The sequence below is a fragment of the Acinetobacter wanghuae genome (assembly GCF_009557235.1).
In the GTDB taxonomy this organism is placed as follows: Bacteria; Pseudomonadota; Gammaproteobacteria; order Pseudomonadales; family Moraxellaceae; genus Acinetobacter; species Acinetobacter wanghuae.
Map to the genome: position 1 here is coordinate 1,863,229 of NZ_CP045650.1, position 23,154 is coordinate 1,886,382.

At 40.4% G+C, this 23,154-nt stretch carries 23 protein-coding genes and 1 pseudogene; 16 read left to right on the forward strand and 8 right to left on the reverse strand.

Annotated elements, in window-relative coordinates; genetic code table 11:
- Window positions 1-37 precede the first annotated feature (37 nt).
- The 7 genes from GFH30_RS08785 to GFH30_RS08815 all read left to right on the forward strand — a co-directional run bounded on the left by GFH30_RS08785 (window position 38) and on the right by GFH30_RS08815 (window position 6,865).
- Window positions 38-1,051, forward strand: a complete 1,014-nt coding sequence (locus GFH30_RS08785) for a sulfate ABC transporter substrate-binding protein (protein ID WP_153371873.1) — start codon at window positions 38-40, stop codon at window positions 1,049-1,051.
- Between the two features lie 33 nt (window positions 1,052-1,084).
- Entirely contained in the window at window positions 1,085-1,690 is a 606-nt protein-coding gene (locus tag GFH30_RS08790) for an RBBP9/YdeN family alpha/beta hydrolase (protein ID WP_153371874.1), read from the forward strand.
- A gap of 86 nt (window positions 1,691-1,776) precedes the next feature.
- On the forward strand, window positions 1,777-2,610 hold the full coding sequence (gene cysT / locus GFH30_RS08795) for a sulfate ABC transporter permease subunit CysT (RefSeq protein ID WP_153371875.1): 834 nt from the start codon (window positions 1,777-1,779) through the stop codon (window positions 2,608-2,610).
- Window positions 2,607-3,500: a sulfate ABC transporter permease subunit CysW gene (gene cysW / locus GFH30_RS08800; RefSeq protein ID WP_153371876.1), complete on the forward strand. Its 894-nt coding sequence runs from the start codon at window positions 2,607-2,609 to the stop codon at window positions 3,498-3,500. The genes cysT and cysW overlap by 4 nt, the downstream gene beginning before the upstream one ends.
- Before the next feature lie 11 nt (window positions 3,501-3,511).
- Window positions 3,512-4,573, forward strand: coding sequence for a sulfate/molybdate ABC transporter ATP-binding protein (locus GFH30_RS08805; protein WP_153371877.1), 1,062 nt, complete (start codon window positions 3,512-3,514; stop codon window positions 4,571-4,573).
- Between the two features lie 55 nt (window positions 4,574-4,628).
- Window positions 4,629-5,552: a CysB family HTH-type transcriptional regulator gene (locus GFH30_RS08810; RefSeq protein WP_153371878.1), complete on the forward strand. Its 924-nt coding sequence runs from the start codon at window positions 4,629-4,631 to the stop codon at window positions 5,550-5,552.
- A 110-nt stretch (window positions 5,553-5,662) separates the two neighbouring features.
- A complete protein-coding gene (locus GFH30_RS08815; RefSeq protein ID WP_153371879.1) occupies window positions 5,663-6,865 on the forward strand; it encodes an outer membrane protein transport protein in 1,203 nt (400 codons plus the stop codon).
- 51 nt (window positions 6,866-6,916) lie between these two features.
- Here GFH30_RS08815 and carO read toward each other — a convergent pair whose 3' ends face one another.
- Complete coding sequence (gene carO / locus GFH30_RS08820; protein ID WP_153371880.1) at window positions 6,917-7,660, reverse strand: ornithine uptake porin CarO; 744 nt, start codon at window positions 7,658-7,660, stop codon at window positions 6,917-6,919.
- A 358-nt stretch (window positions 7,661-8,018) separates the two neighbouring features.
- Here carO and dapD point away from each other — a divergent pair, with 358 nt between their 5' ends.
- The 5 genes from dapD to GFH30_RS08845 all read left to right on the forward strand — a co-directional run bounded on the left by dapD (window position 8,019) and on the right by GFH30_RS08845 (window position 11,417).
- A complete protein-coding gene (gene dapD / locus GFH30_RS08825) occupies window positions 8,019-8,840 on the forward strand; it encodes a 2,3,4,5-tetrahydropyridine-2,6-dicarboxylate N-succinyltransferase (protein ID WP_153371881.1) in 822 nt (273 codons plus the stop codon).
- 123 nt (window positions 8,841-8,963) lie between these two features.
- Window positions 8,964-9,674 (forward strand): 7-carboxy-7-deazaguanine synthase QueE, encoded by a 711-nt coding sequence (queE, locus tag GFH30_RS08830; RefSeq protein WP_153371882.1) that lies wholly within the window; start codon window positions 8,964-8,966, stop codon window positions 9,672-9,674.
- 30 nt (window positions 9,675-9,704) lie between these two features.
- On the forward strand, window positions 9,705-10,376 hold the full coding sequence (queC, locus tag GFH30_RS08835) for a 7-cyano-7-deazaguanine synthase QueC (RefSeq protein WP_153371883.1): 672 nt from the start codon (window positions 9,705-9,707) through the stop codon (window positions 10,374-10,376).
- A 13-nt stretch (window positions 10,377-10,389) separates the two neighbouring features.
- Window positions 10,390-10,794: a hypothetical protein gene (locus GFH30_RS08840; RefSeq protein WP_153371884.1), complete on the forward strand. Its 405-nt coding sequence runs from the start codon at window positions 10,390-10,392 to the stop codon at window positions 10,792-10,794.
- Window positions 10,795-10,961: 167 nt separating this feature from the next.
- Window positions 10,962-11,417 carry a peroxiredoxin gene (locus GFH30_RS08845; protein ID WP_153371885.1) on the forward strand — a complete coding sequence of 152 codons (456 nt, stop codon included), beginning with the start codon at window positions 10,962-10,964 and terminating at the stop codon, window positions 11,415-11,417.
- Between the two features lie 56 nt (window positions 11,418-11,473).
- On the opposite strand, the gene GFH30_RS08850 is transcribed toward GFH30_RS08845, so the two are convergent.
- Window positions 11,474-12,073 carry a LysE/ArgO family amino acid transporter gene (locus GFH30_RS08850; RefSeq protein ID WP_153373414.1) on the reverse strand — a complete coding sequence of 200 codons (600 nt, stop codon included), beginning with the start codon at window positions 12,071-12,073 and terminating at the stop codon, window positions 11,474-11,476.
- A gap of 110 nt (window positions 12,074-12,183) precedes the next feature.
- On the opposite strand from GFH30_RS08850, the gene GFH30_RS08855 reads away from it, so the two are divergent.
- Window positions 12,184-13,086, forward strand: coding sequence for a LysR family transcriptional regulator ArgP (locus GFH30_RS08855; protein WP_153371886.1), 903 nt, complete (start codon window positions 12,184-12,186; stop codon window positions 13,084-13,086).
- A 16-nt stretch (window positions 13,087-13,102) separates the two neighbouring features.
- Here GFH30_RS08855 and GFH30_RS08860 read toward each other — a convergent pair whose 3' ends face one another.
- Both GFH30_RS08860 and GFH30_RS08865 read right to left on the reverse strand, forming a co-directional pair.
- Window positions 13,103-13,666, reverse strand: coding sequence for a YceI family protein (locus tag GFH30_RS08860; RefSeq protein ID WP_153373416.1), 564 nt, complete (start codon window positions 13,664-13,666; stop codon window positions 13,103-13,105).
- A 45-nt stretch (window positions 13,667-13,711) separates the two neighbouring features.
- On the reverse strand, window positions 13,712-14,281 hold the full coding sequence (locus GFH30_RS08865) for a nicotinate-nicotinamide nucleotide adenylyltransferase (protein ID WP_153371887.1): 570 nt from the start codon (window positions 14,279-14,281) through the stop codon (window positions 13,712-13,714).
- Window positions 14,282-14,381: 100 nt separating this feature from the next.
- Here GFH30_RS08865 and GFH30_RS08870 point away from each other — a divergent pair, with 100 nt between their 5' ends.
- Window positions 14,382-15,182, forward strand: a complete 801-nt coding sequence (locus GFH30_RS08870; RefSeq protein WP_153371888.1) for an enoyl-CoA hydratase — start codon at window positions 14,382-14,384, stop codon at window positions 15,180-15,182.
- A 72-nt stretch (window positions 15,183-15,254) separates the two neighbouring features.
- On the forward strand, window positions 15,255-16,013 hold the full coding sequence (locus GFH30_RS08875) for a nitroreductase family protein (RefSeq protein WP_153371889.1): 759 nt from the start codon (window positions 15,255-15,257) through the stop codon (window positions 16,011-16,013).
- A 6-nt stretch (window positions 16,014-16,019) separates the two neighbouring features.
- Here the strand turns inward: GFH30_RS08875 and GFH30_RS08880 are convergent, their stop codons facing one another.
- Together GFH30_RS08880 and GFH30_RS13470 are read right to left on the reverse strand one after the other, a co-directional pair.
- A complete protein-coding gene (locus tag GFH30_RS08880) occupies window positions 16,020-16,340 on the reverse strand; it encodes an NGG1p interacting factor NIF3 (protein WP_153371890.1) in 321 nt (106 codons plus the stop codon).
- A gap of 148 nt (window positions 16,341-16,488) precedes the next feature.
- On the reverse strand, window positions 16,489-16,938 hold the full coding sequence (locus tag GFH30_RS13470; protein WP_227551489.1) for a hypothetical protein: 450 nt from the start codon (window positions 16,936-16,938) through the stop codon (window positions 16,489-16,491).
- Between the two features lie 232 nt (window positions 16,939-17,170).
- Here GFH30_RS13470 and GFH30_RS08890 point away from each other — a divergent pair, with 232 nt between their 5' ends.
- Window positions 17,171-17,803, forward strand: a complete 633-nt coding sequence (locus GFH30_RS08890; protein WP_153371891.1) for a hypothetical protein — start codon at window positions 17,171-17,173, stop codon at window positions 17,801-17,803.
- Window positions 17,804-17,841: 38 nt separating this feature from the next.
- On the opposite strand, the pseudogene purL reads toward GFH30_RS08890, so the two are convergent.
- Both purL and GFH30_RS08900 read right to left on the reverse strand, forming a co-directional pair.
- Window positions 17,842-21,679: pseudogene (gene purL / locus GFH30_RS08895) on the reverse strand (phosphoribosylformylglycinamidine synthase).
- A 334-nt stretch (window positions 21,680-22,013) separates the two neighbouring features.
- Entirely contained in the window at window positions 22,014-23,030 is a 1,017-nt protein-coding gene (locus GFH30_RS08900; RefSeq protein ID WP_153371892.1) for a M20/M25/M40 family metallo-hydrolase, read from the reverse strand.
- Window positions 23,031-23,154 lie beyond the last annotated feature (124 nt).

A 23,154-nucleotide genomic window follows, 5' to 3' on the forward strand; every position in this document is an offset into this window, starting at 1 on the left:
ATGTTACAAAACATAGATATAAGAGATTGAGGTTCACATGAGCATTTCAACAAAATTGAAACTTGGGGTTTTAGCAGCAGTTATTTCAGCAACATCATTTGGTGCTGTAGCGCGCGACTTCCTGAATGTATCTTACGATCCAACACGCGAACTTTATGAAGATGTAAATAAAGAGTTTGGCAAATATTGGAAAAGTCGTACAGGTCAACAGATCAATTTTAAACAATCTCATGGTGGATCGGGTAAGCAAGCACGTGCCGTGATTGATGGCTTAGAAGCCGATGTCGTGACTTTAGCCCTTGCTGCTGACATTGATGTCATTGCTGAAAAAGCTAAACTTTTACCGAAAGACTGGCAAAAGAAACTCCCTCAGAACTCAACGCCTTATACCTCAACCATTGTTTTTTTAGTGCGTAAAGGCAATCCGAAACAGATTAAAGATTGGGGTGATTTGGTTAAATCGAATGTTGCGATTATTACCCCAAATCCGAGAACTTCAGGTGGCGCACGTTGGAACTATTTAGCGGCTTGGGCTTGGGCAAAACATCAAGCCGGTGGCAATGATGCTAAAGCGCAAGAATTTGTACGTCAAATTTATAAACAAACCAAAGTCTTAGACTCAGGTGCTCGTGGTTCAACCACCACCTTTGCTGAACGTGGTATTGGCGATGTTCTCCTCGCTTGGGAAAATGAAGCATATTTAGCCTTACGTGAACAACCGGGTAAATTTGAAATCGTGACACCATCCCTTTCAATTTTAGCTGAACCACCGGTCGCGATTGTTGAAAAAACCGTGAATAAAAAAGGCAATAAATACTTAGCGCAAGGTTATTTAAATTTCTTGTACTCACCACTTGGGCAAGAAATTTCAGCACGTAACTTCTACCGTCCTCGTAATGAAAAAGTCTTGGCGAAATACAGTCAGACCTTTAAACCACTGAAATTGGTTACGATTGACCAAGAATTTGGTGGTTGGGACAAAGTACAAAAAGCCCACTTCGAAAATGGCGGTATCTTCGATCAAATTGTGAAGGCAAATAATACTAAATAAGTTTGGTCTTTTATTCTACATAGGAGCAATAGCATGACACACACCCTTATCGTTCCCGGTGTAGGTGGCAGTGAATACCATCATTGGCAATCGTGGTTACAACGTGGTCTGATGCAATGCTCTCGTGTAGAACAAAAAGATTGGAAGCATCCTGTATTAGCCAAATGGATTGAAGCTTTTGTTGAAAATATTCAAAGCATTGAAGATGAAATAGAGATTGTGGCGCATAGTTTTGGTTGTTTAACCAGTGTTGCAGCTTTAGCGCAGCATCCATCATTCACTACTAAAATTAAAAAATTAATTTTGGTGGCACCTGCCAATCCTGCACGTTTTGGTGAGCAAGGCTTTGCTCAAGAGAGCCAGCAGGATTACAGTGCATATTTTCATGCTTTAAAACTTCAAGTGCCGACCATTATGCTCATGAGTGAAAATGACCCATGGCTGAGTTTTGAAGATGCGCATGCATTGGCAAAATCTTGGAATATTCAACCCATAAATTTAGGTCAAGTCGGTCATGTCAATGTTGCATCGGGTTTCGGCCCCTTCCCTGAAATCAAACAATATTTAACTTCAGCGACGTCGATGCAACATATCAGCAATACTGATGACAGCAAGTATTTTTTTAGATTTGCATTTTAAATGGCGCAAATTATGCTTGTTGCCAATTTCAATTTTAATATTCGCTAGTTGTGTTCAATTAGCATTCGCTCTTTTGAGGAATAATCATGTCGCAGCGATCCCGAGTGCTGCCAGGATTTGGTCTATCTCTAGGCTTTACCCTAGCGTATTTATCTTTAATTGTTTTGATTCCACTGTCTGCAGTGTTTATCAGATCTCTAGGCATCGGTTGGGATGGTCTATGGGAAATTTTAAGCTCAGAACGGATTTTAAAATCATTACAACTGAGTTTTAGTGCTGCCATTATCGCAGCCGTCATCAATGTCATCTTTGGTTTATTGTTGGCTTGGTGTTTAGTGCGCTATACCTTTCCGGGTAAACGTATTGTCGATGCATTGGTGGATTTACCCTTTGCATTACCTACTGCCGTGGCAGGTATTGCCTTAACGTCGCTTTATGCGCCAACAGGTTGGATTGGTCAATATCTTGAACCTCTCGGCATTAAAGTCGCATATACCCCGCTTGGGATCACGCTTGCGCTGATCTTCATTGGTATTCCATTTGTGGTGCGTACTGTGCAACCTGTCCTCAGTGACTTGGAAACCGAACTTGAAGAAGCGGCCTCTGCACTTGGGGCGAATCGTTTTCAAATTGTGACGAAAGTGATTTTCCCTATTTTACTCCCTGCGCTGATTACGGGCTTTGCTTTAGCGTTTGCGCGTGGTGTCGGTGAATACGGTTCGGTTATTTTTATTGCAGGGAACCAACCCTTCAAAACTGAAATTGCACCGCTGATGATTATTTCTCGCTTAGAAGAATATGACTATGCGGGTGCCACCACCATTGCTGTCGTCATGTTGCTCATCTCATTTGTATTATTGTTCTTGATTAACTTATTACAAGCATGGGCGAGCCGTCGCACAGGGAGAACTGCACGATGAGTTTAAATACCAACAGCAATGCACTTGCTGAAAAACTGCAATCTCGTGATGCGACACGTGAACCGACTTGGGTGAAATACACGTTAATCGCTATTGCGTTGATCTTTTTCCTAAGCTGCTTAATTTTGCCTTTGATTTTGGTCTTCGTTGAAGCCTTTAAACAAGGCATTGGGGTCTATACGCAAGCTTTGGTGCATCCTGATACCTTATCAGCGGTGAAACTCACCTTAATTACGGCATTAATTGCAGTGCCTATGAATGTGGTCTTTGGTGTTGCAGCAGCTTGGTCGGTTGCCAAGTTTAATTTCCGTGGTAAGGCCTTCTTAACCACCTTAATTGACATGCCGTTTTCAGTTTCCCCTGTGATTGCAGGGTTAATGCTGGTGCTCATTTTTGGTACGCAAGGCTGGATGGGTTCTTGGCTCATGGATAACGACATTAAGATTTTGTATGCCGTGCCTGCGATTGTACTGGCAACTATCTTCATTACTGTTCCATTCGTGGCACGTGAACTCATTCCATTGATGGAAGCGCAAGGCACTGAAGAAGAAGAGGCTGCGATTGTGCTTGGTGCATCAGGCTGGCAAACCTTCTGGAAAGTGACCCTTCCAAATATTAAATGGGGCTTAATCTACGGCGTGATTTTGTGTAATGCCCGTGCGATGGGTGAGTTTGGTGCGGTGTCTGTGGTATCAGGCCATATTCGCGGTGAAACCAACACCCTGCCTTTACACGTCGAAATTCTCTATAACGAATATACATTCAGTGCTGCGTTTGCTGTTTCATCACTGTTGGCGCTACTTGCAATTGTGACCTTAATTTTAAAAACATGGGTTGAAGTACGCCAAGAAAAGCAAGACAAACGCCATGAAGATTCAACAGTTTCTTAAGGAATGCCAACATGAGTATTCAAGTACAAAATATTGAAAAACACTTTGGTGCATTCCACGCACTGAAAAATATTTCTCTCGATTTTCCAGATGGTCAATTGGTAGCACTACTCGGTCCTTCGGGCTGTGGTAAAACCACATTGCTACGAATTATTGCCGGTTTAGAATCAGCTGATGCAGGTCAGGTCATTTTAGAAGGCGAAGATGCTACAAATGTGCATGTACGTGAACGTGAAGTCGGCTTTGTATTCCAGCATTATGCGTTATTCCGTCATATGACTGTGTTTGACAATATTGCTTTTGGCTTACGTGTTCGTCCACGCTCGACTCGTCCATCTGAAGCAGACATTAAAAAACGCGTAACACGTTTACTTGATTTGGTGCAACTCGGCTTCTTGGCAGATCGTTATCCGGCACAACTTTCAGGTGGTCAGCGTCAACGTATTGCACTTGCGCGTGCTTTAGCAGTTGAACCGCGTGTGCTCTTACTTGATGAACCGTTTGGCGCATTAGATGCTAAAGTACGTAAAGAATTACGTCGTTGGTTACGTACGCTGCATGATGAATTACACATCACCTCTATTTTCGTAACCCACGACCAAGAAGAAGCCTTAGAAGTTGCCGATCAAATTGTGGTGATGAACAAAGGGAATGTCGAGCAAATTGGTTCACCACGTGAAGTCTATGAAACCCCTGCAACACCATTTGTCTTTGACTTCTTGGGTCAAGCCAATCGTTTTGAAGGTCAGAATAATGGCGGTTTGATTCAACTTGGTGAAGATCGTATTCAATTTGATGCTGCCAAAAATGCTGCTCAAGGTGAAGTCATTGTATTTGCGCGTCCTGACGAATTCCGTATTCATGCCCAACCTCAAGACAATGCGATTCAAGCCACCTTTATTCGTGAGCTTTGGATTGCAGGTAAAGTCGTTGCTGAACTCAATGACCGCCAAGGGAACTTAATTGAAATCTTGCTGACACCAGATGAAGCACGTTCACATCAATTCCGTGCCAATCAAACCGTTTGGTTAAGTGCACTTAACTTGCACTTATTTGAAAACCAAGTCGCATAAAGACTAAAAGATGGGGCCATGAGATGCCCCATCAACGTATAGGGTAAATAACATTATGAACTTCCAACAATTAAGAATTATTCGAGAAACGGTCAGACAGAATTTTAATTTAACTGAAGCATCTGCTGCGCTGTACACCTCGCAATCGGGCGTCAGTAAACATATTAAAGACTTAGAAGATGAACTTGGCGTACAGCTTTTTATTCGTAAAGGTAAGCGTTTGCTTGGTTTGACTGAACCGGGTCAATCGCTGCTTGGCATTGTTGAACGCATGTTGGTCGATGCCGATAATATCAAACGTCTTGCAGACGATTTTAATAAAGTGGATGAAGGTACACTGACGATTGCAACGACGCATACCCAAGCACGTTATGTATTACCACCGATTGTCAATCAATTTAAAAAAGCCTTTCCAAAAGTCCATTTGATATTGCAACAAGCAAGCCCTGTTGAAATTACTGAAATGTTACTTCAAGGCGAAGCCGATATTGGGATTGCAACTGAAGCATTGACCACTGAAGATAACCTTGCCAGTGTGCCCTACTATAATTGGCAACACAGTATTATCACTCCGCAAAATCATCCTTTAGCCAGCAAAGATCATATTGAGATTGAAGATTTGGTCGACTTCCCCATCATTACCTATCATGGTGGTTTTACGGGGCGTTCAAAGATTGATACTGCTTTTGATAATGCCGGTTTATCGGTCGATATTGTGATGTCAGCACTTGATGCCGATGTCATTAAAACTTACGTTGAACTTAATATGGGTGTGGGTATTGTCAATGCCGTGGCGTATGACCATGAACGTGATTATCGTTTAAAACAAATTAAGACTGATATTTTTGGGGTAAATACAACGTGGATTGCGGTGCGTAAAGGTCATTTACTGCGTGGTTATGGTTATGAGTTTATTTCTTTATGCTCACCCGATGCCGATATCAAAGCTTTAAAGAAAGTCGCGTATCCAGACGATTAAGATTCACAATGATAAAAAGAGGCATTTAGCGCCTCTTTTTATTTTGCGCTAGAAAACTTGTAGAAAAATCAAGCATAATGGTAGCAGATGAAATATAAGATTTCGCATATATGCCACTTTATAAATACATGATATCGAGCTGTCTAATTTGCACCATTCAGCCTTGTTTCGCAGCAGCCTTAGAGCAATCAGGACAGTCCCTTCAGTTTTTTTTTGAAAATGACAACTATGCTGAAATTTTTCATGCCGTTTTAGTACCTGATGTTAAAGCGGAAATCAAACGTCATGCTGATTTGGATAATGCAAATATTCAAGATTTTTCAACAGGCGATTTGGCACAACAAGATCAGTTTAGTGGTGCTGCAATTAAACTACAGATACATCCAAAAATCTCTTTGGGTATGATTTATGATCAGCCTTTTGCAACACATGCATCTTATCAATATCAAGCTCAAATAAATGACGGTGAATTGTATACTGAAGCTGCGAATATTCAATTTAACAGTCAGAATTTAACAGGCTTAATCGGTTATCAACCTAGCCAAAATTGGACACTGTATAGCGGTTTAAGTTATCAACAATTTCAAGGTAGAGTATTTCTAAAAGGGAAAAATTACTCAATTTTTGATGGCTATCATACAGAATTCAATTCGGATCATGCTTGGGGTTGGTTGGCAGGTATCAGTTATCAACTTCCGCAATATGCTTTTAGAACAGCTCTCACTTATCGGTCTAAAATCACACATAAAAATCAAACTGATGAATCTTTAGATACGGGAATTTCGCTAAATCCTATCACAACCATCAGCACACCCAAATCTATCAATTTAGATATTCAAACAGGACTTTCAAAAACAAATTTACTCTATGCCTCATTACGATGGGTCAATTGGAAAGCCTTTGAAGTTCAACCTCCGCAAATTCAATCGTTTGTAAATCTGTATCTAAGCGACCTGCCAGAATTTGAAAAGATTAAAATGATTCGCTATGAGCAAGATCAATGGTCTGGAAAGCTTGGTATTGCACATCAATGGAATCCACGCTGGGTCAATGCTTTAGAGTTGTTATGGGATTCTGGGCTAGATAATTCAGCGACGACACTAAATCCGACTGATGGTCATCTCGGCTATGGGCTTGCCAACCTCTATAAACTCAATAACAAGATTGATATTTCAACGGCTGTTTATTATTTAGATTTTAATAAGCCTCGTATTGAGCAAAACGAAGAAATCATGAGTCAAGTTTTAGCCATTACCAATGTTAAAGATAATTCTGCTTGGCTTTTCGCTTTAAAGTTCGGCTACCATTTTTAAAAATTACATATAAAAAAACGAGCCGAAGCTCGTTTTTTGTTTAACCTAATCTTAGAAGCGGAAACTTACACCTAGTTTCGCCACAGGAAGCCATTCATACTCGTTATCATTACGAATTTTGTCTTCTTCATTACGCAAAGCAGTATCAAAATCTGGCACATCCGGATTGCCACTATCTAATGCGACAAAATTGCTAGTAGATGATAAATTTGCGCGTGGGTTACCATTGTAGTAAGCCCCGACTTCACCAAAAACCCCCCAACGATTAGTAATTGCTGGAGAGAAACCAATACCGACATATGGTGCAATATCATTTTTATAAGATAAATTACCTGTTACACGTCCTGTAGTACTTCCTACAGTTTGATATCTATTTCCGTCCACACTGATTGTACCATCAGCGCCTGTACGACTTTCTAACCCATAATCATTGTCAATATAGCCAACACCTGCAGCCATATAGAACCAGTTTGCCCATGGACGAATCTCAGCATTTAAATAAGCAAGCTTATTGTCCATATCAAGATCGTATTTAGTGCCATTCACTGAAATATCATCTGACCAAGAAATATCACCACCGTTATAACCGAGTGTTACCCCAACATATGGATTTACATTCCATGAGATTGCACCACCATAACCTGTAGTACCGACTTCAGCACGTACCGCAGCAGGTTTAAAGAAAGAGAATGATGCAACACCCTCATCCGTTACAATCACTTCGTCAGCAGCCATAACAGAACTTGCGGCAGCAGCTAAGACTGAGATTGCTAAAATTTTGTGTACAGATTTCATGTTTTTCTCCTCAAAAAATTTAATTTTTTACATTCTTACTTTTGTAATGAGAGTGATGTTAAACCACAACATGATCACGTTTTATTCGTTTTTTGCTCACTTTTTGTTATTTTTTGATACAAATACAATTAACGATTGATTCTCTGCACATTTTTATATCTCGGAATGACAGGAATAACGATATTTTATCATTCATCTTTTCTTTTCATTTTGGCTTATGGAAATTCCCAATCCTTTAACATCCTTATGCATTTAGGGTATGCAAATTCAGAATTAATTGATTTTATCTTACTCATGATGGCTATTCTTAGCTCAATATAGTGTAAAATCTGTGAAAATTTTTTCAGGAAGGAAGATCATGTCTCAGCTTTCAACAATCATTGAACAAGCGTTTGAAGACCGTGCTAATTTCACTGCTGCAGACTGTTCTGTAGAAATTCGCCAAGCAGTTGAGGAAGTAATTGCTGGCCTCGATAACGGCTCACTTCGTGTTGCTGAAAAAATCGAAGGTGAATGGGTTGTTCATCAATGGATTAAAAAAGCAGTATTGTTATCTTTCAAATTGAATGACAACAAACCAATTGAGTCATGTGACCTTCAATTCTACGATAAAGTCGATACTAAATTCACAGGTTGGACTGAAGAACAGTTTAAAGCGGCGGGTGTACGTGTTGTACCACCTGCTGTGGCACGTAAAGGTTCTTTCCAAGCAAAAGGCGTGATCTTGATGCCTTCTTATGTCAACATTGGTGCTTATGTCGATGAAGGTACAATGGTTGACACTTGGGCAACTGTTGGTTCATGTGCACAAATCGGTAAAAATGTTCATTTATCTGGTGGTGTTGGTATTGGTGGTGTTCTTGAACCACTTCAAGCAAACCCAACCATCATTGAAGATAACTGTTTCATCGGTGCACGTTCTGAAATCGTTGAAGGTGTAATCGTTGAAGAAGGTTCTGTGATTTCAATGGGCGTATTTATTGGTCAATCGACTAAAATTTATGACCGTGCAACTGGCGAGATCCATTACGGCCGTGTTCCTGCGGGTTCTGTAGTTGTTGCGGGTAGCCTTCCATCGAAATGCGGCACTTACAGCTTATATGCTGCGATTATTGTGAAAAAAGTTGATGCGAAAACACGTTCTAAAACAAGCTTGAACGATTTATTACGCGAAGACTAAGTCTACATTTATTCGGAATATTTATATTCCTCGGAGCGTTCATCGCTCCTCGTCTCTACGGTCAAGTCTGATCGTAGGGATTTTTGTTTTTATGCCCTATCATTTGTTTTGGTTAAATTTGTTATGAATACGCTCCGATCTTCCGCTATTCCTGTTTCTGATCCGTCTGCGGGGTTACGCATTACGGAGATTTTCTATTCATTGCAAGGTGAAGCCAATACGGCAGGTTTACCGACTGTTTTTATTCGTTTGACGGGCTGTCCTTTACGTTGTACATACTGTGACACAACCTATTCTTTTGAAGGTGGCGAACGTCAGTCACTCGATCAGATTATTCAAACCACTTTAGATTTTAAAACGCCTTATGTGTGCGTGACCGGTGGTGAGCCTCTTGCTCAACCAAATGCAATTCCTTTAATGCAACGATTAGCCGACTTAGGCTGCGAAGTATCCCTTGAGACCAGTGGTGCTTTAGATGTGTCTAAGGTTGATTCACGTGTCTCGAAAGTTTTAGACTTAAAAACCCCAACTTCAGGTGAAGTTGCACGAAACTTGCTTAGTAATTTTGAACATCTCACTCAACATGACCAAATCAAATTCGTGATTTGTAACCGTGAAGATTATGAATGGTCAAAACAGCAAGTGGCTGAATATGCGTTACATGAGAAAGTCAGCACTGTGTGGTTCTCACCTGCGTTTGCTGTGGAAAAAGGTGCAGCACGTCTGCCACAATTGGCACGTGATTTAGCACAATGGATTTTAGAAGACCATCTCCCTGTTCGTTTCCAATTACAACTGCATAAGTTGTTATGGAATGATGAAACTGGTCGTTAATTTTTTTATCAATATTTTGGAGTAAGCACTATGCGCCCTCGTGCCATTGTCTTGTTATCTGGCGGATTAGACTCAACAACTTGTTTAGCTTGGGCGCAAGCACGTTATGAATGTATCGCGTTAAGTTTCATGTACGGACAACGCTCAACGACCGAGCTTGATGCTGCACGCGCACTGACCCAACGTGCAGGTGTTGAACACCGTGTGATTAATATTGATTTAGGTAATTTGGGTGGCTCTGCGTTAACCGATCACAATATTGATGTACCTGATCACGAACAAGCGGGTATTCCCATTACTTACGTCCCTGCGCGTAATACGATTTTCTTATCGTATGCACTAGCAGCTGCTGAAGTGTTTGATGCAACTGCGATTGTGATTGGCATTAACGCCGTCGATTATTCTGGTTATCCAGACTGTCGTCCTGAGTTTATTGATGCCTTTGAACGCATGGCACGCCTTGCAACGAAAGTCGGCGTCGAAGGTAAACCACTTAAATTTGAAACACCTCTGTTACATTTATCCAAAGCAAATATTATTCGCTTAGGCCTAGAACATGGCGTAGACTACAGTCAAACAGTCTCTTGCTACCAAGCAGATGACCAAGGACGTGCTTGTGGCACATGCGACAGCTGCCGTTTACGCAAACAAGGTTTTGCTGACGCAGAGGTTGCAGATCCAACACGTTACGTACCGCAATAACTAGGTAGGGTTTATGAAAAATTTAAAATCAAACATCATTCTTTCAGCTTTAGTTTCTGCAGCGGCTTTATTTGCAAGCACAGCGCATGCAGATAATGAAAAATTGCAACAAGCGTATAAAAGTAGCAATGTAAAAGCGGGTTTGATTAATGTTTGTAAAAGTGAAACTGGCAAAGGTAATAAATTGACTGCTGCTGAAGTTTCAAAATACTGTACATGTGCCGTTGAAGCAGATGGTCGTTTGACCAATGCACAAAAATGGGAAATCCAAAGTACCATTAACCAAAAGAAAAGCCCTGCAACTTTAGCCTTTGTACAAAAGCAAAATAAAGATTTGCAAGCATGTTTTGGTCCTCAGCTCACAGGTAAACTTAAAACCTTGACTGAAGCTGCAATGAAAGCAAACCCAGCGAAATAATAACTTTGCTTTGCCTCAAAAAAGCCTGCTGTAATGCAGGCTTTTTTTTATTCTTTTTTTAAATCTCAATACCTTTTAATGGCAGCTTTAAAAAATTCTCGTCCAATACATGACAAATTGAGTATGATGTTTTCATTGTAAAATATGCTTTAAATAAAGGAATTATCATGTCTGAATTAAACTTAATCAATCACACTTTCCCGATGACACAAGGTGAAGTAAATTTAGCTGAACATTCGAGTGAATGGTTAATTGTTTATTTTTATCCTAAAGATTCAACACCTGGCTGCACCACACAAGCCATCGGCTTTTCTTGCTTAAAAGATCAGTTTGATGCTTTAAATACGACGATTTTTGGTGTTTCGCGTGATTCAGTGAAAGCCCATCAAAACTTTACCACCAAACAAAATCTGACCATTGATCTGATCAGTGATAAAGAAGAAATCTTGTGTAAACACTTTGATGTGATTAAAGAAAAAAATATGTATGGCAAACAAGTCATGGGCATTGAGCGCTCAACCTTTATTTTCCATAACGGCACACTCGTCAAAGAATACCGTAAAGTAAAAGCGGCGGGTCATGCTGAACAAGTCCTTGAAGATCTAAAAGCACTTCAAGCCTAAAACCATCTTCGTTGCTGTGAAAAGCCTGATTGAATTCGGGCTTTTTATTTTTACTATTACAAGATTAAACTGAGCGCGATCCACCACATCACAAAAGCAATTAGAACATCAAGAACTTGCCATGCTCGTGGGGTTTTAAACACAGGCAATAAAAGGCGTGAAGCATAACCCAATATAAAAAAGAAACTAAAAGATGCGGTGATTGCACCTAAAGCAAAATATAGCTTATCTTGTGCAAATTGCACAGAAATCGAACCCAATAAAACGACCGTATCTAAATACACATGCGGATTAAGCCATGTAAATGCTAAACATAAGCCCAGTGTTTTCATCAGTGAAATATCTTGTGCTACGTCTACATTAAAGCGCTCTGCGTTCTTGAATGCACTTTTGATATGTAAGGCACCATAGGCGAATAAAAAGATGGCACCGATGATTTTAGCAATTTCAGTCATCATGGGATGCTGTAAAATCAGTGAGCCAAAACCCATCACCCCAGCCAAAATCAAAATCGCGTCTGAAACAGCACAGACCAAACACACCCAAAATACATACTGCTTTTTCAGACCTTGTTTTAGTACAAACGTATTTTGCGCCCCAATCGGTAAGATCAGACTCAAACCCACTAAAAAGCCATGTAGCAGACTATTCAAAATCACCATATTCTCGACACTTGTAAAACTGTGGGAAATTATGACAGTCTTCACTTCAAATTAAGTATGATTCAATAAATATCAATATAACTAAATTTTTCTTAGGTAGATGTATGTTATCGAGTAAATCATGTGAGGCTTTTTTGGCAGTTGCAGAAACGGGAAGTTTTGATGAGGCAGCCAAAGTACTGTGCTTAACTGCTTCAGCGGTGACATTACGTGTACAAGCTTTAGAAAAAGATTTGGGACAGGTTTTATTATTACGTGAACGTCCTTGCCGTGTTACCCAAACGGGTCAACAGCTTCTAGAACATTTACAACATCAACGTTTAAGCGAGCATCATTTAATACAAAGCCTACAAGGTCAAAGCCAAGCCCATTATTTTCAACAATTTAATATTGCCACCAATGCCGATTCACTTTCGACATGGTTGCTCCATGTTTTACAACACGTCCTTATTACTGAAAAAGTTGCCATTAAGTTTTTAATTGATGATCAAACCCAAACCCATCAATTGCTTGAAACAGGTCGTGTGAATGCGTGTATATCGACTGAAAAGAGAGCTATGAAAGGCTGTGAAGCCCATTTGATCGGACAAATGCATTATCGAATGGTTGCCACACCTGAATTTGCCCATCAATGGTTTAAAGATGGCATTGATCGAGAAAAACTCAGACAGATTCCCGCAATCATTTTCAACGATAGAGATTTATTACATCATCAAGTGATTTTAAAATTATTTGGTCTAAATCAACAAAGTTATCCTCATTACTTTGTGCCATCATCGTCTGCTTTTGCTGATGCAATTCATTTAGGTCTAGGCTTTGGCCTATTGCCTGACGATCAAATTGGGACTCATATCGATACAGGAAAACTCATTGAAGTGATGCCAAAGGCAAGTACAGCAATGCAACTGTATTGGCATCACTGGAAACAACAAGCACCTGCATTAGAGAAAATCACACAAGTTTTGCTTACTCAAGCTGCGCAACATTTAGATGGAGTAAAATCTTAGCCTGAGAAGATGAAGATTACTGCGCATTCCATTGACCGACCAAGTGAATATTCACTTTTTCCCCGACTCCTGCGACCGCTTTTTTCATACCGAAGTCAGAGCGGTTGATGACAGTTTTTGAATTTACTTGCAGAACATTTGGATGAGCAACATTTGGTGTTAAGGTGGTCTCAAAGACTACAGGTCTCGTTACACCGCGCAAGGTCAGATTGCCTAAAATCTGATAGCGGTTGTTGCCTAAGGACTTAAACTGGGTACTTTTAAAATTTACTGTTTTATATCGGGTGGCATAAAACAGATCTTCGCCCATAATCATATTTTTGAGCGAAGGCTTCGATAGATTTAAGCTGTCCACGTGCATGGTAAATTGGGTGGATGCATTTTGTAGTGCTTTGGGATCGAATTGCATATTGGCTTTCACTGAGGCGAAGTTACCTTTCACCACCGTCATACCTAACGATTCAATACTAAAACCTACATCACTCCGTGGACTTAACGACCAACTTTGTGCGTATGCAGCAGAAAGACTAGCGATGCCGAGACATCCTGCAACCGCAATATTCTTAGATACGGCATTCATTTGCATGCTGTATACTCCTAGAGCAATCAGTGAATACCTATCAACTTAGCTCAAATTACTCGGATCATTGATGGAGAACTTGTGACTCAATTGTTGATAAATCTCATTTTCCTGAAACTTTTGTAAGAATTTGATCGTACCCTGTGGGAATTTATCGGTTTGAATTTCACCACGATAATAGGCTTCTCGCATTGGGGTGGCAGACAATGCCCCTTCTAAACTTTCTAATTCAACCATTTCCCATTCAGGGAAAAACTTTAAATAATAGGAAGAATCATCTTTAAAATGTCCGATTAGACCGACTTTTGCATGTGGTTCAACCACGTCATTCACTAAAGATTTGACGAGTTTTTGCCATTTTTCATCGTTATATACATCAATCACATGCACAAACTTAATCCGTGCTTGATCCTCTTCTGAGAAATTCGAGAGAATCATCTGTTCGCGTTCAACCGCTAAAAATGGGTTTTTGATATTGCGTTCGTTTTGTGCAGAACCGAGTGCCAAAATCACATGTTGACTGTGCTCAAGTGCAATTTGAATGGTACGCATATGAGCTAAATGAAAAGGCTGAAAGCGACCAATAAAAACCAAATAATCGAAAGTAGATGTCATAGCGTATTTTACGTTTATGAACGCATCAGTTACGTCACATCGATTTTTTTGCGACATAATAGCGGGCATAAATTCTAATGAATAAAGCAAGGATAGTACGATGACACTGAACTGTATTCAACAACCTCATCCACATTTGAATGCGAATTTAGACAATGGCATCCTCACTTTAGCTATTAATCGCCCTGAAGCTAAAAATGCACTGTATGGTCAATTGTATTTAACTATTGCAAGTGCATTAGATGAAGCCGACCAAAACCCTGATGTTCGTGTCGTGATTTTACGCGGTGAAAATGCGGACTTTAGTGCTGGCAATGATATGCAAGATTTTATGAAATTCATTCAATCCCCATTGCAAGGTAAAGCCGGTGATACTCCGCCGTTTGTGGTACTCAAATCTGCTGCGAAGTTTTCTAAGCCTTTAATTGCGGCTGTGCGCGGTGTCGCGATTGGGATTGGTGTAACCATTTTGCTACATGCCGATTTGGTTTATACCGACAATAGCGCGCTGTTCCAAATTCCATTTGTGAGTTTGGGTCTATCGCCTGAAGGTGCTTCAAGTCAATTACTGATTCAACAAGCTGGCTACCATAAAGCCGCTGAACTGCTCCTCACCGCGCAAAAATTCAATGCTGAAAAAGCCTTGAGCGCAGGTTTGGTCAATAGCATTGAAGACGATGTCTACGCAGCTGCACACAAACAAGCACAAATTTTAGCGGCTTTACCTTTGGCATCACTCAAACAAACCAAAGCTTTGATGAAGCATAATTTGCCTGACATTATTGAATGTATTGACCATGAAGCGGATATCTTTATGAAGCGCGTTGGCTCACCGGAAATGATGGAAGCCGTGCAAGCATTTATGCAAAAACGTAAACCAGACTTTACACAATTTAATTAATTTTTCACTCATTTAAAGATAGGCTACCTCGGTAGCCTATTTGTCTTTCTCCCTATCGAGAGTATGAAAATTATGTCTGATTCATCATCTACCCAAAAACGTTATTTTGAAGCCGCACCCACCGATATTGATATTGATAACTTCCGTAAAGTCGTTGAAAGCCGTCGCTCTGTGCGTAAATTTACCGATAAAACCATTCCAAGTGATGTCTTAGATGCATGCCTTGATTTGGCATTGATGGCACCAAATTCATCTAATTTACAGCCATGGACTTTTTATGTCGTGCAGGATACTGCCAAGAAAAAGCAATTGGTTAAAGCATGTTTAGGACAATTAGCTGCGAAAACAGCGGCTGAACTGATTGTCTGCGTTGCACGTACAGACCGCATCAATGATATGGCAAAACGTAATATTTCAGAATTCCCGTTTGCTGAAGTACCGCCCATGATTCAGAAATATTACAAATTCATCCCGTACAACTATATGACAGGTTACTTCAATACAGTGGGTAACTTTAAGAAAGTTGCTTTCAAAGTTGCACGTACACTTGATAAGCAATTGCCCGTGACTGCATTTAACCCCGCGGATGCCAAATTATGGGCGAGTAAAACCACGGCACTTGCTTGTGAGAACCTCGTTTTAGCTTTACGCGCTTATGGCTTTGACAGTTGTATGATGGAAGGTTTTGATGAGCCTTTAGTCAAAAAATTATTGCAGCTCAACGATCAACAGCATGTAGTAATGGTCATTGGTGCAGGTGAACGTGCCGAAGATGGCGTTTTCTTCCCACAATATCGTTTTGATCGTGACTTATTTGTGCAGAAGGTTTAACAGCTTTTAAAGTGCATTTAGATCCAAAATTTGAATAAATTCGAAAGCAGGTTCTTCATAAGGATGCGCCTGCTGTAAAGCCTGTGCTACAGCGCGGGCTTTATCATTGCCTACAATCGTTTCTACACGCCACTCAGGAATTTGTTCTAAAGTTTCAAGTTCACCGATAAATGGATTTGCACCTTTTACAGGTTTGAACTGCCCTGTGCCTAGTACTTGCCAAGCACAATGCTCATAGTTGCCTATGCCACCTGCCCCTGCTGCAAAGATGGCTTGTTTGGTTGATTCAAGATGAGATTCGGGAACGTAATAAATGAGTTTGAGCATTTTGATTCCTAGACAATCTTCATTAGATAATCATACGCTAATACATGCAAAATCTTGGAAAGTTATGACTTAATTCATGTATTCAAGAAATAAAAAATTCTCTTCAAATATCTTATAAAATCAATAAATTCAGAATGAAATAATGACCTTATCCTTTGTTATCACAATAATCGTCTCTTGGCATGGTCATAGAAGTACCATCTAATGCTTTTGAATAGGCTAATTGTGCATTGAAGCGCTGTTTGGTATTAGTGGTGAGCGCCCCAACACTTTTCACCACATTCGATGCTGTTTGATTTTCAATAGGAAATACATCATATATGCACGAGATTGCCCGTGCGACTTCAAAATTCAATTGTCTTACACGAATCATGTCAGTCTTATCAACCAACAATACTGCTTGCGACTGAATTGCATATTGTTCAACTGCTTTACGTTGCTTAGGATGATGATAAGTACGCCTGATATATTCATCGATATCATCCCGAATACCATTTTGGTTCAGATCCGGACCTTTAATCTCTCGATCATGATTCAGTTTTGGTACCTGCCCTGTTTCTTTGGCAAGATTAATCCGATCAAGATTCACTCTCCACATATACCATTCACAACCAGCTAAGGATGTGCTTACAAGTAAAATTATTATTTTTATGATGTTTTGCATATTGAGCTGAATAGAGTTGGAATCTTTAGATGATAAGACAAATCAGACCTTTTTTATGAGTATGTGAAATTTACGTTAAATCGAAAAACCTTTATTCGAACATACTAATGGTGTTTTTTTATACTTATCTATAAGATTTAAAGATCATTACTTATTAATCATTATCATGTCTATTAAAAAGAATATCTCTAGCTCAGCTTTACAAACTACAGAGAATATAACTGATGAAATGCTTTTTAAAGCTGCAAATACTTTTTTTGAGGATGCTATTAAATCTATTCCCTTTGCATCTTTAATTACAAGTTCAATTGAAACATATACTCAATTTCGAGTCTTAAAAGAACAAAAACAATTGTTAGCATTTATTCAAGAAGCAGAGACGACTGACGTAGGTTTTATAGAAAATTTCTTTAAAGATAAAAATAATACTGAGCTAGGCTTAGAAATATTAGGGATTCTTGATCAAACATATTTAGAACATCAAGCAAGAATGATTGGGAGAATTACCTTACTTTTAAAAAATGGTGATATATCTAAAAATCAGTTCGATCAATACACCTATATAGTTAGCCATTTGAATAATCATTTAATATCATTAATTGAACATTTATATTTGGTTGAAACAAATAAAGAAGATCCTGAATTTAAATATGATGTCAAAAATCCAAATATGGAACTTGTGAGTTTCGGCTTTTTAATTCAAGTACCATCACAACTATATCCAGGTGGTACTCAAGTAGCACAATTCAAGAAAACTGATCATTTCAATTACTTTTATGACAATATTTTTAAAGATTAAAAAAAGGCGCCGAAGCGCCTTTTTTTTAATTGATTTAATTAACCAATAAATTTACGAGCATTACGGAACATACGTAACCAAGCACCATCTTGATCCCAATCTTCAGGTTTCCAAGAATGCTGAATCGCACGGAAGTTACGCTCTGGATGCGGCATCATAATCGTTGCACGACCGTCAGTAGACGTCACACCAGAAATCGCCTCAGGCGAACCGTTCGGATTCATTGGGTAATGTTGCGTTGGGTTACCTTGGCTATCTACATAACGTAGGATCACCTGATTGCCTGCATTCAATGCAGTAATACTTGATTCAGGTGCAACCACACGACCTTCACCATGTGCTACAGCGATTGGAAGAATCGAACCTTCCATACCTTCAAGCAATACTGAGTTTGATTTTTCTACACGAACGTTCACAGCACGCGCTTCAAACATTTCAGATTCATTGCGGTGGAAACGTGGCCAGTTGTCTGCACCCGGAATAAGCGGTGCAAGTTGTGACAACATTTGGCAACCGTTACAAATACCAAGCGAGAATGTTTCATCACGGTTAAAGAATTTCTCGAATTGATCACGTAGTTTCGGGTTAAACAAGACTGATTTTGCCCAACCACCGCCTGCACCCAATACGTCACCGTAAGAGAAGCCACCACATGCCACCAAGCCTTCGAAATCATCAAGGCTGATACGACCTGCAAGCAAGTCACTCATGTGCACATCAACCGTGTTGAAGCCCACTTTATCGAATGCTGCTGCCATTTCTACATGACCGTTGACACCTTGCTCACGTAAAATCACCATGCTTGGACGGCGTTCATTGATATACGGCGCTTCGATTGGCTCATTCAAATCAAATGTCGGTTTCGCAATTAACCCTGCATGAGATTTATTTGTAATTAAAGCAAATTCTTGATCCGCTGTTTTTACGTTGTCACGTAAACGTTGGATTTGATGCGACACTTCAGTCCAAGCAACTTGTAAATCTGCACGATCTAGGCTTAAACCATTTACGGTTAAAGTATCAGTGTTGTTGACTGTACCCACAACCGCAATTGCATCTTTTAAGCTTGATGCTGCAACTTCAGCTTGTAGCGCGTCCCAATCTGCTTTAGAAATTTGCAATACCGCACCAATTTCTTCTGCAAATAGAGATTCAATAGATTGCGCTTCAAGTGCGACACCTAAGCGTGATGCGAACATCATCTCTGCAACGGTTGCTACTAAGCCACCATCACCGATGTCATGATACGCTTTGATTAAGCCACGGTTGTTCCAGTCTTGAACCCAATGCGAAGAATGCTTTGAAGTCATCGAAGCTATCAACATCAGGGGTTACTGAACCAATCGCTTTATAGACTTGCGCTAAAATCGAACCACCTAAACGGAATTGACCTTTAGATAGATCGATACGAACCAATACAGATTCTAGATTTTTAAGCTCAGGCGTCAGTGTTTTACGTACATCCGTCACTGGTGCAAATGCGGTGATGACACCTGTCATTGGCGAAGTTACAGATTTATCTTCGCCTTCGTCATTCCAAGTGGTACGCATTGAAAGCGAGTCTTTACCTACTGGAATTGCGATACCGAGCGCAGGACACATTTCCATGCCAACTGCTTTTACGCCTTCGAATAATGCTTGGTCTTCGCCACTTTGACCCGCTGCTGCCATCCAGTTTGCAGACAATTTAATATCGCTGATCTGTTCGATTTTCGCAGACATCACGTTAGTGATCGATTCAGCAACCGCTAAACGTACAGATGCAGCAGGATTAAGTAGTGCTACAGGTGGACGCTCACCCATTGCAAGCGCTTCGCCTGTGTAACCCACTAAACTTGTGGTCGTTACAGCAGCATCCGCGACTGGCACTTGCCAAGGACCAACCATTTGGTCACGTGCAACCATACCGGTAATTGAACGGTCACCAATGGTGATTAGGAATGATTTAGAAGCAACTGTTGGGTTTTTCAACACACGGTAAATCGCATCTTTCAGATCGGTGACTTTAGAAGCATCGAAATCATCACCCGTGCGTTCAATCGTTTCATATGAACGACTCATGCGTGGTGTGCCGCCAAGCATCACTTGCATTGGCATATCCACAGCTTTATTTTCAAACAGTGGATCTTCAACGGTTAAATGGCGCGCTTCTGTCGCTTCACCAAGTACGGCAAACGGACAACGTTCACGCGCACAAATCGATTCAAATAATTCTAAAGATGATGGACGAATCGCCAACACATAACGCTCTTGTGCTTCGTTCGACCAAATTTCCATTGGCGACATGCCCGGCTCTAAAGACGGAATCTTACGAAGATCCAGTACTGCACCAAGCTCATGGTCATTTACAAGCTCAGGCATAGCATTCGATACACCACCCGCGCCCACATCATGTACAGACACGATTGGGTTGTGGTCTTCCATACGCCAGCAGGCATCAATGACTTCCTGGCAACGGCGTTCCATTTCTGGGTTTTCACGTTGTACTGAAGCGAAGTCAAGGTTTTCACCCAATTTACCGCTATCCACTGAAGATGCTGCACCACCACCTAAACCGATGAGCATTGCAGGACCGCCAAGCACGATTAACAAATCGCCCGGCAAAATCGGATCTTTTTCTACATGGTCAGGACGGATGTTACCGTAACCACCGGCAATCATAATCGGCTTATGGAAGCCTTTGACATCGCCATTCACGTTTTGCTCAAAGGTACGGAAGTAACCATTTAAAGCAGGACGACCAAATTCGTTGTTAAACGCTGCACCACCGAGTGGTCCTTCAATCATAATTTGCAGTGGCGATGCCATACGAGATGGTTTGCCGTAGTTGTCTTCCCAAGGCTGCTCAAAACCCGGAATATTCAAGTTCGATACCGTAAAGCCCGTTAAGCCTGCTTTTGGCTTACCACCACGACCTGTTGCGCCTTCATCACGGATTTCACCGCCTGAACCTGTCGCAGCACCGGCAAATGGTGCAATCGCGGTTGGATGGTTGTGGGTTTCCACTTTCATCAAAATATGCGCAGCTTGGCTCTTATATTGATAAATATGCTGACCCGTTGTTTCATCTTTTTTCGGATAGAAACGTTGGGTGTCAAAGCCCACAATCACGGATGCATTGTCTTTATATGCTGACAAAACATCGGTTGGTGATTCTTTATAGGTATTTTTGATCATCTGGAACAATGATAATGGCTGTTTTTCACCATCAATTGTCCATTCAGAACCAAAGATTTTATGACGGCAATGCTCAGAGTTCGCCTGCGCAAACATCATGAGTTCGATGTCATGCGGGTTACGACCCATTTTCACAAAGGCATCGGTGAGATAATCAATCTCTTCATCAGACAAAGCAAAACCAAACTCAGAATTGGCTTTAACTAAGGCTGCTTTACCTTGACCTAAAATATCAATACTATTTAAAGGTTTTGGTTCAGTCTCAGTAAACAACGCCGTAGCATCTTCAATCGCATTGAAAACACTTTCTGTCATGCGGTCATGCAAGACAAGTTTCACTTCATCAGATACTGAATTTACGCCTTTTAGAGTAAATAAAACGCCGCGTTCAAGTCGATGAACCGGCGTATTACAATTCGCGAAAATATCGGTGGCTTTCGATGACCATGGTGAAATGGTCCCTAAACGCGGTGTGACTAAAATTTGAATTTCATCACTTGCAGCTTGGCGTAGTTCAAAAGATTGACCATCATTGAGAAGCTGTAAAGCGGATTGCTGTTGTTGCTCACCCAGCGCTTGGTCAAAGAGGTAGACCCATTGACTCTCTATTGATTGAACAGAACTAATAGGCGTTAAACGCGAAAGTAGTTGAGTTTTCTTAAATGAAGAATGTGCAGGTGCACCGGCAACGATAAACATGCTGATTTTGGCTCCACGGGCGGGTCTTTTGAACCATGCCACAATGTGACTTGAGAGAGGGTCACATTCTACTGTGAATTGAGCAAATCAGCTAGTGAGGAATGCATAAATCTGAGCGCTATTCAGTGCGCTTTTTAAAAATATTATGTTTATTTTCAGTTAAAAAAATTGAACGTAGTCGATTAGGTTATCATATTTTTTAAGGAAAAAATCAAAACAGGCAAAGAATTATTTTTCGCTCAAAAATTGTATTATTTTTCAACAACAAGCCAAATTGAATCGCATCCTTACCAAAGTATTTTAAATGCGATTCTGGCGCTTGATTTAGCCGCAATTATTGATTGAGATGCTGAATCAGATCTTTCACTGCATCATAGGCAAGTTGTAGAGATTTTGGATCGACCTGATCAATGGTGTCACATGCTTTGTGATAACACGGTGCGAATTCGAGCTCATCCCCTTTCATCTGCTCATTAAATAAAATTAAAGAGGCGACAGGAACTTTGCCTAAAAATGGCGCTGTGTCACTTGCAGTTAACGTTGAGACATCTTCTTTAACCTCTAATCCTCTTGCTTTAAAAAACGTTTTTAAATGGTTTTCTAAGGCTAAATCATCTCGATGAAAGGGAATGTTGCGTAAGCTATCAAGTAGAGGTTTATAGTCAGATTCTGCCATGCCACGTTGTTTCAGCATGTTTTCCATATCCTGAATTGAAGATTGATCCCCATCTGCAATTTGAATCGTTGGATTTTTGGTGCCGACCATATCGACATTAACATAAGCTTGGATGCCTTTTAGCTGTGATGGACTTAACTTCGAAGCAAATTCGCTTGAACCACCGATGCCTTCTTCTTCTGAATCCCAAAAGGCAAGATATAAGGTATGTTTAGGCTTGAGCTTGGCGTAGGTATGCATCAGCTCTAACAGAACTGCCACCCCTGAGCCGTTGTCATTGATCCCTGGTCCCATCGGAACAGAATCATAATGTGCTCCGATAATAATCGCTGTATCTTTCGACTGCGCTTGAATTTCTACAATAATATTTTGACCTACTTGTTTTTTACGATTTTCAAATGGCAGCATTTGAGCATGTAAACCTGCTTTTTTGGCTTCATCTAAAATGTATTTTGCCGTTGCTTGTCCGCCTAAAGTACCGACTGCACGGTTGCTAGCATTTTCTTGAGCAATTTTTTGCAACACATACAAATGATTCATCATCGAATTATGATCTTGCGGAGCGATTTGCTGAGTTGTAATTAAACTTTGTTGATTAGTTTGTGAAGTACAACCAGAAACACCCATCAATATTGACAGTGTCATTAAGGTAGTTAAAGCAGTTTTTACACCCATAATTATATCTACATGATTCAATCTTTTTTACATATTAAGGGATTCTATTGCTTCGTTTGTAGCCTATTTAAGTAACCCCTTTGATTTCATGCAAATCACACTTTAAACGGCAACTTATGTCGCT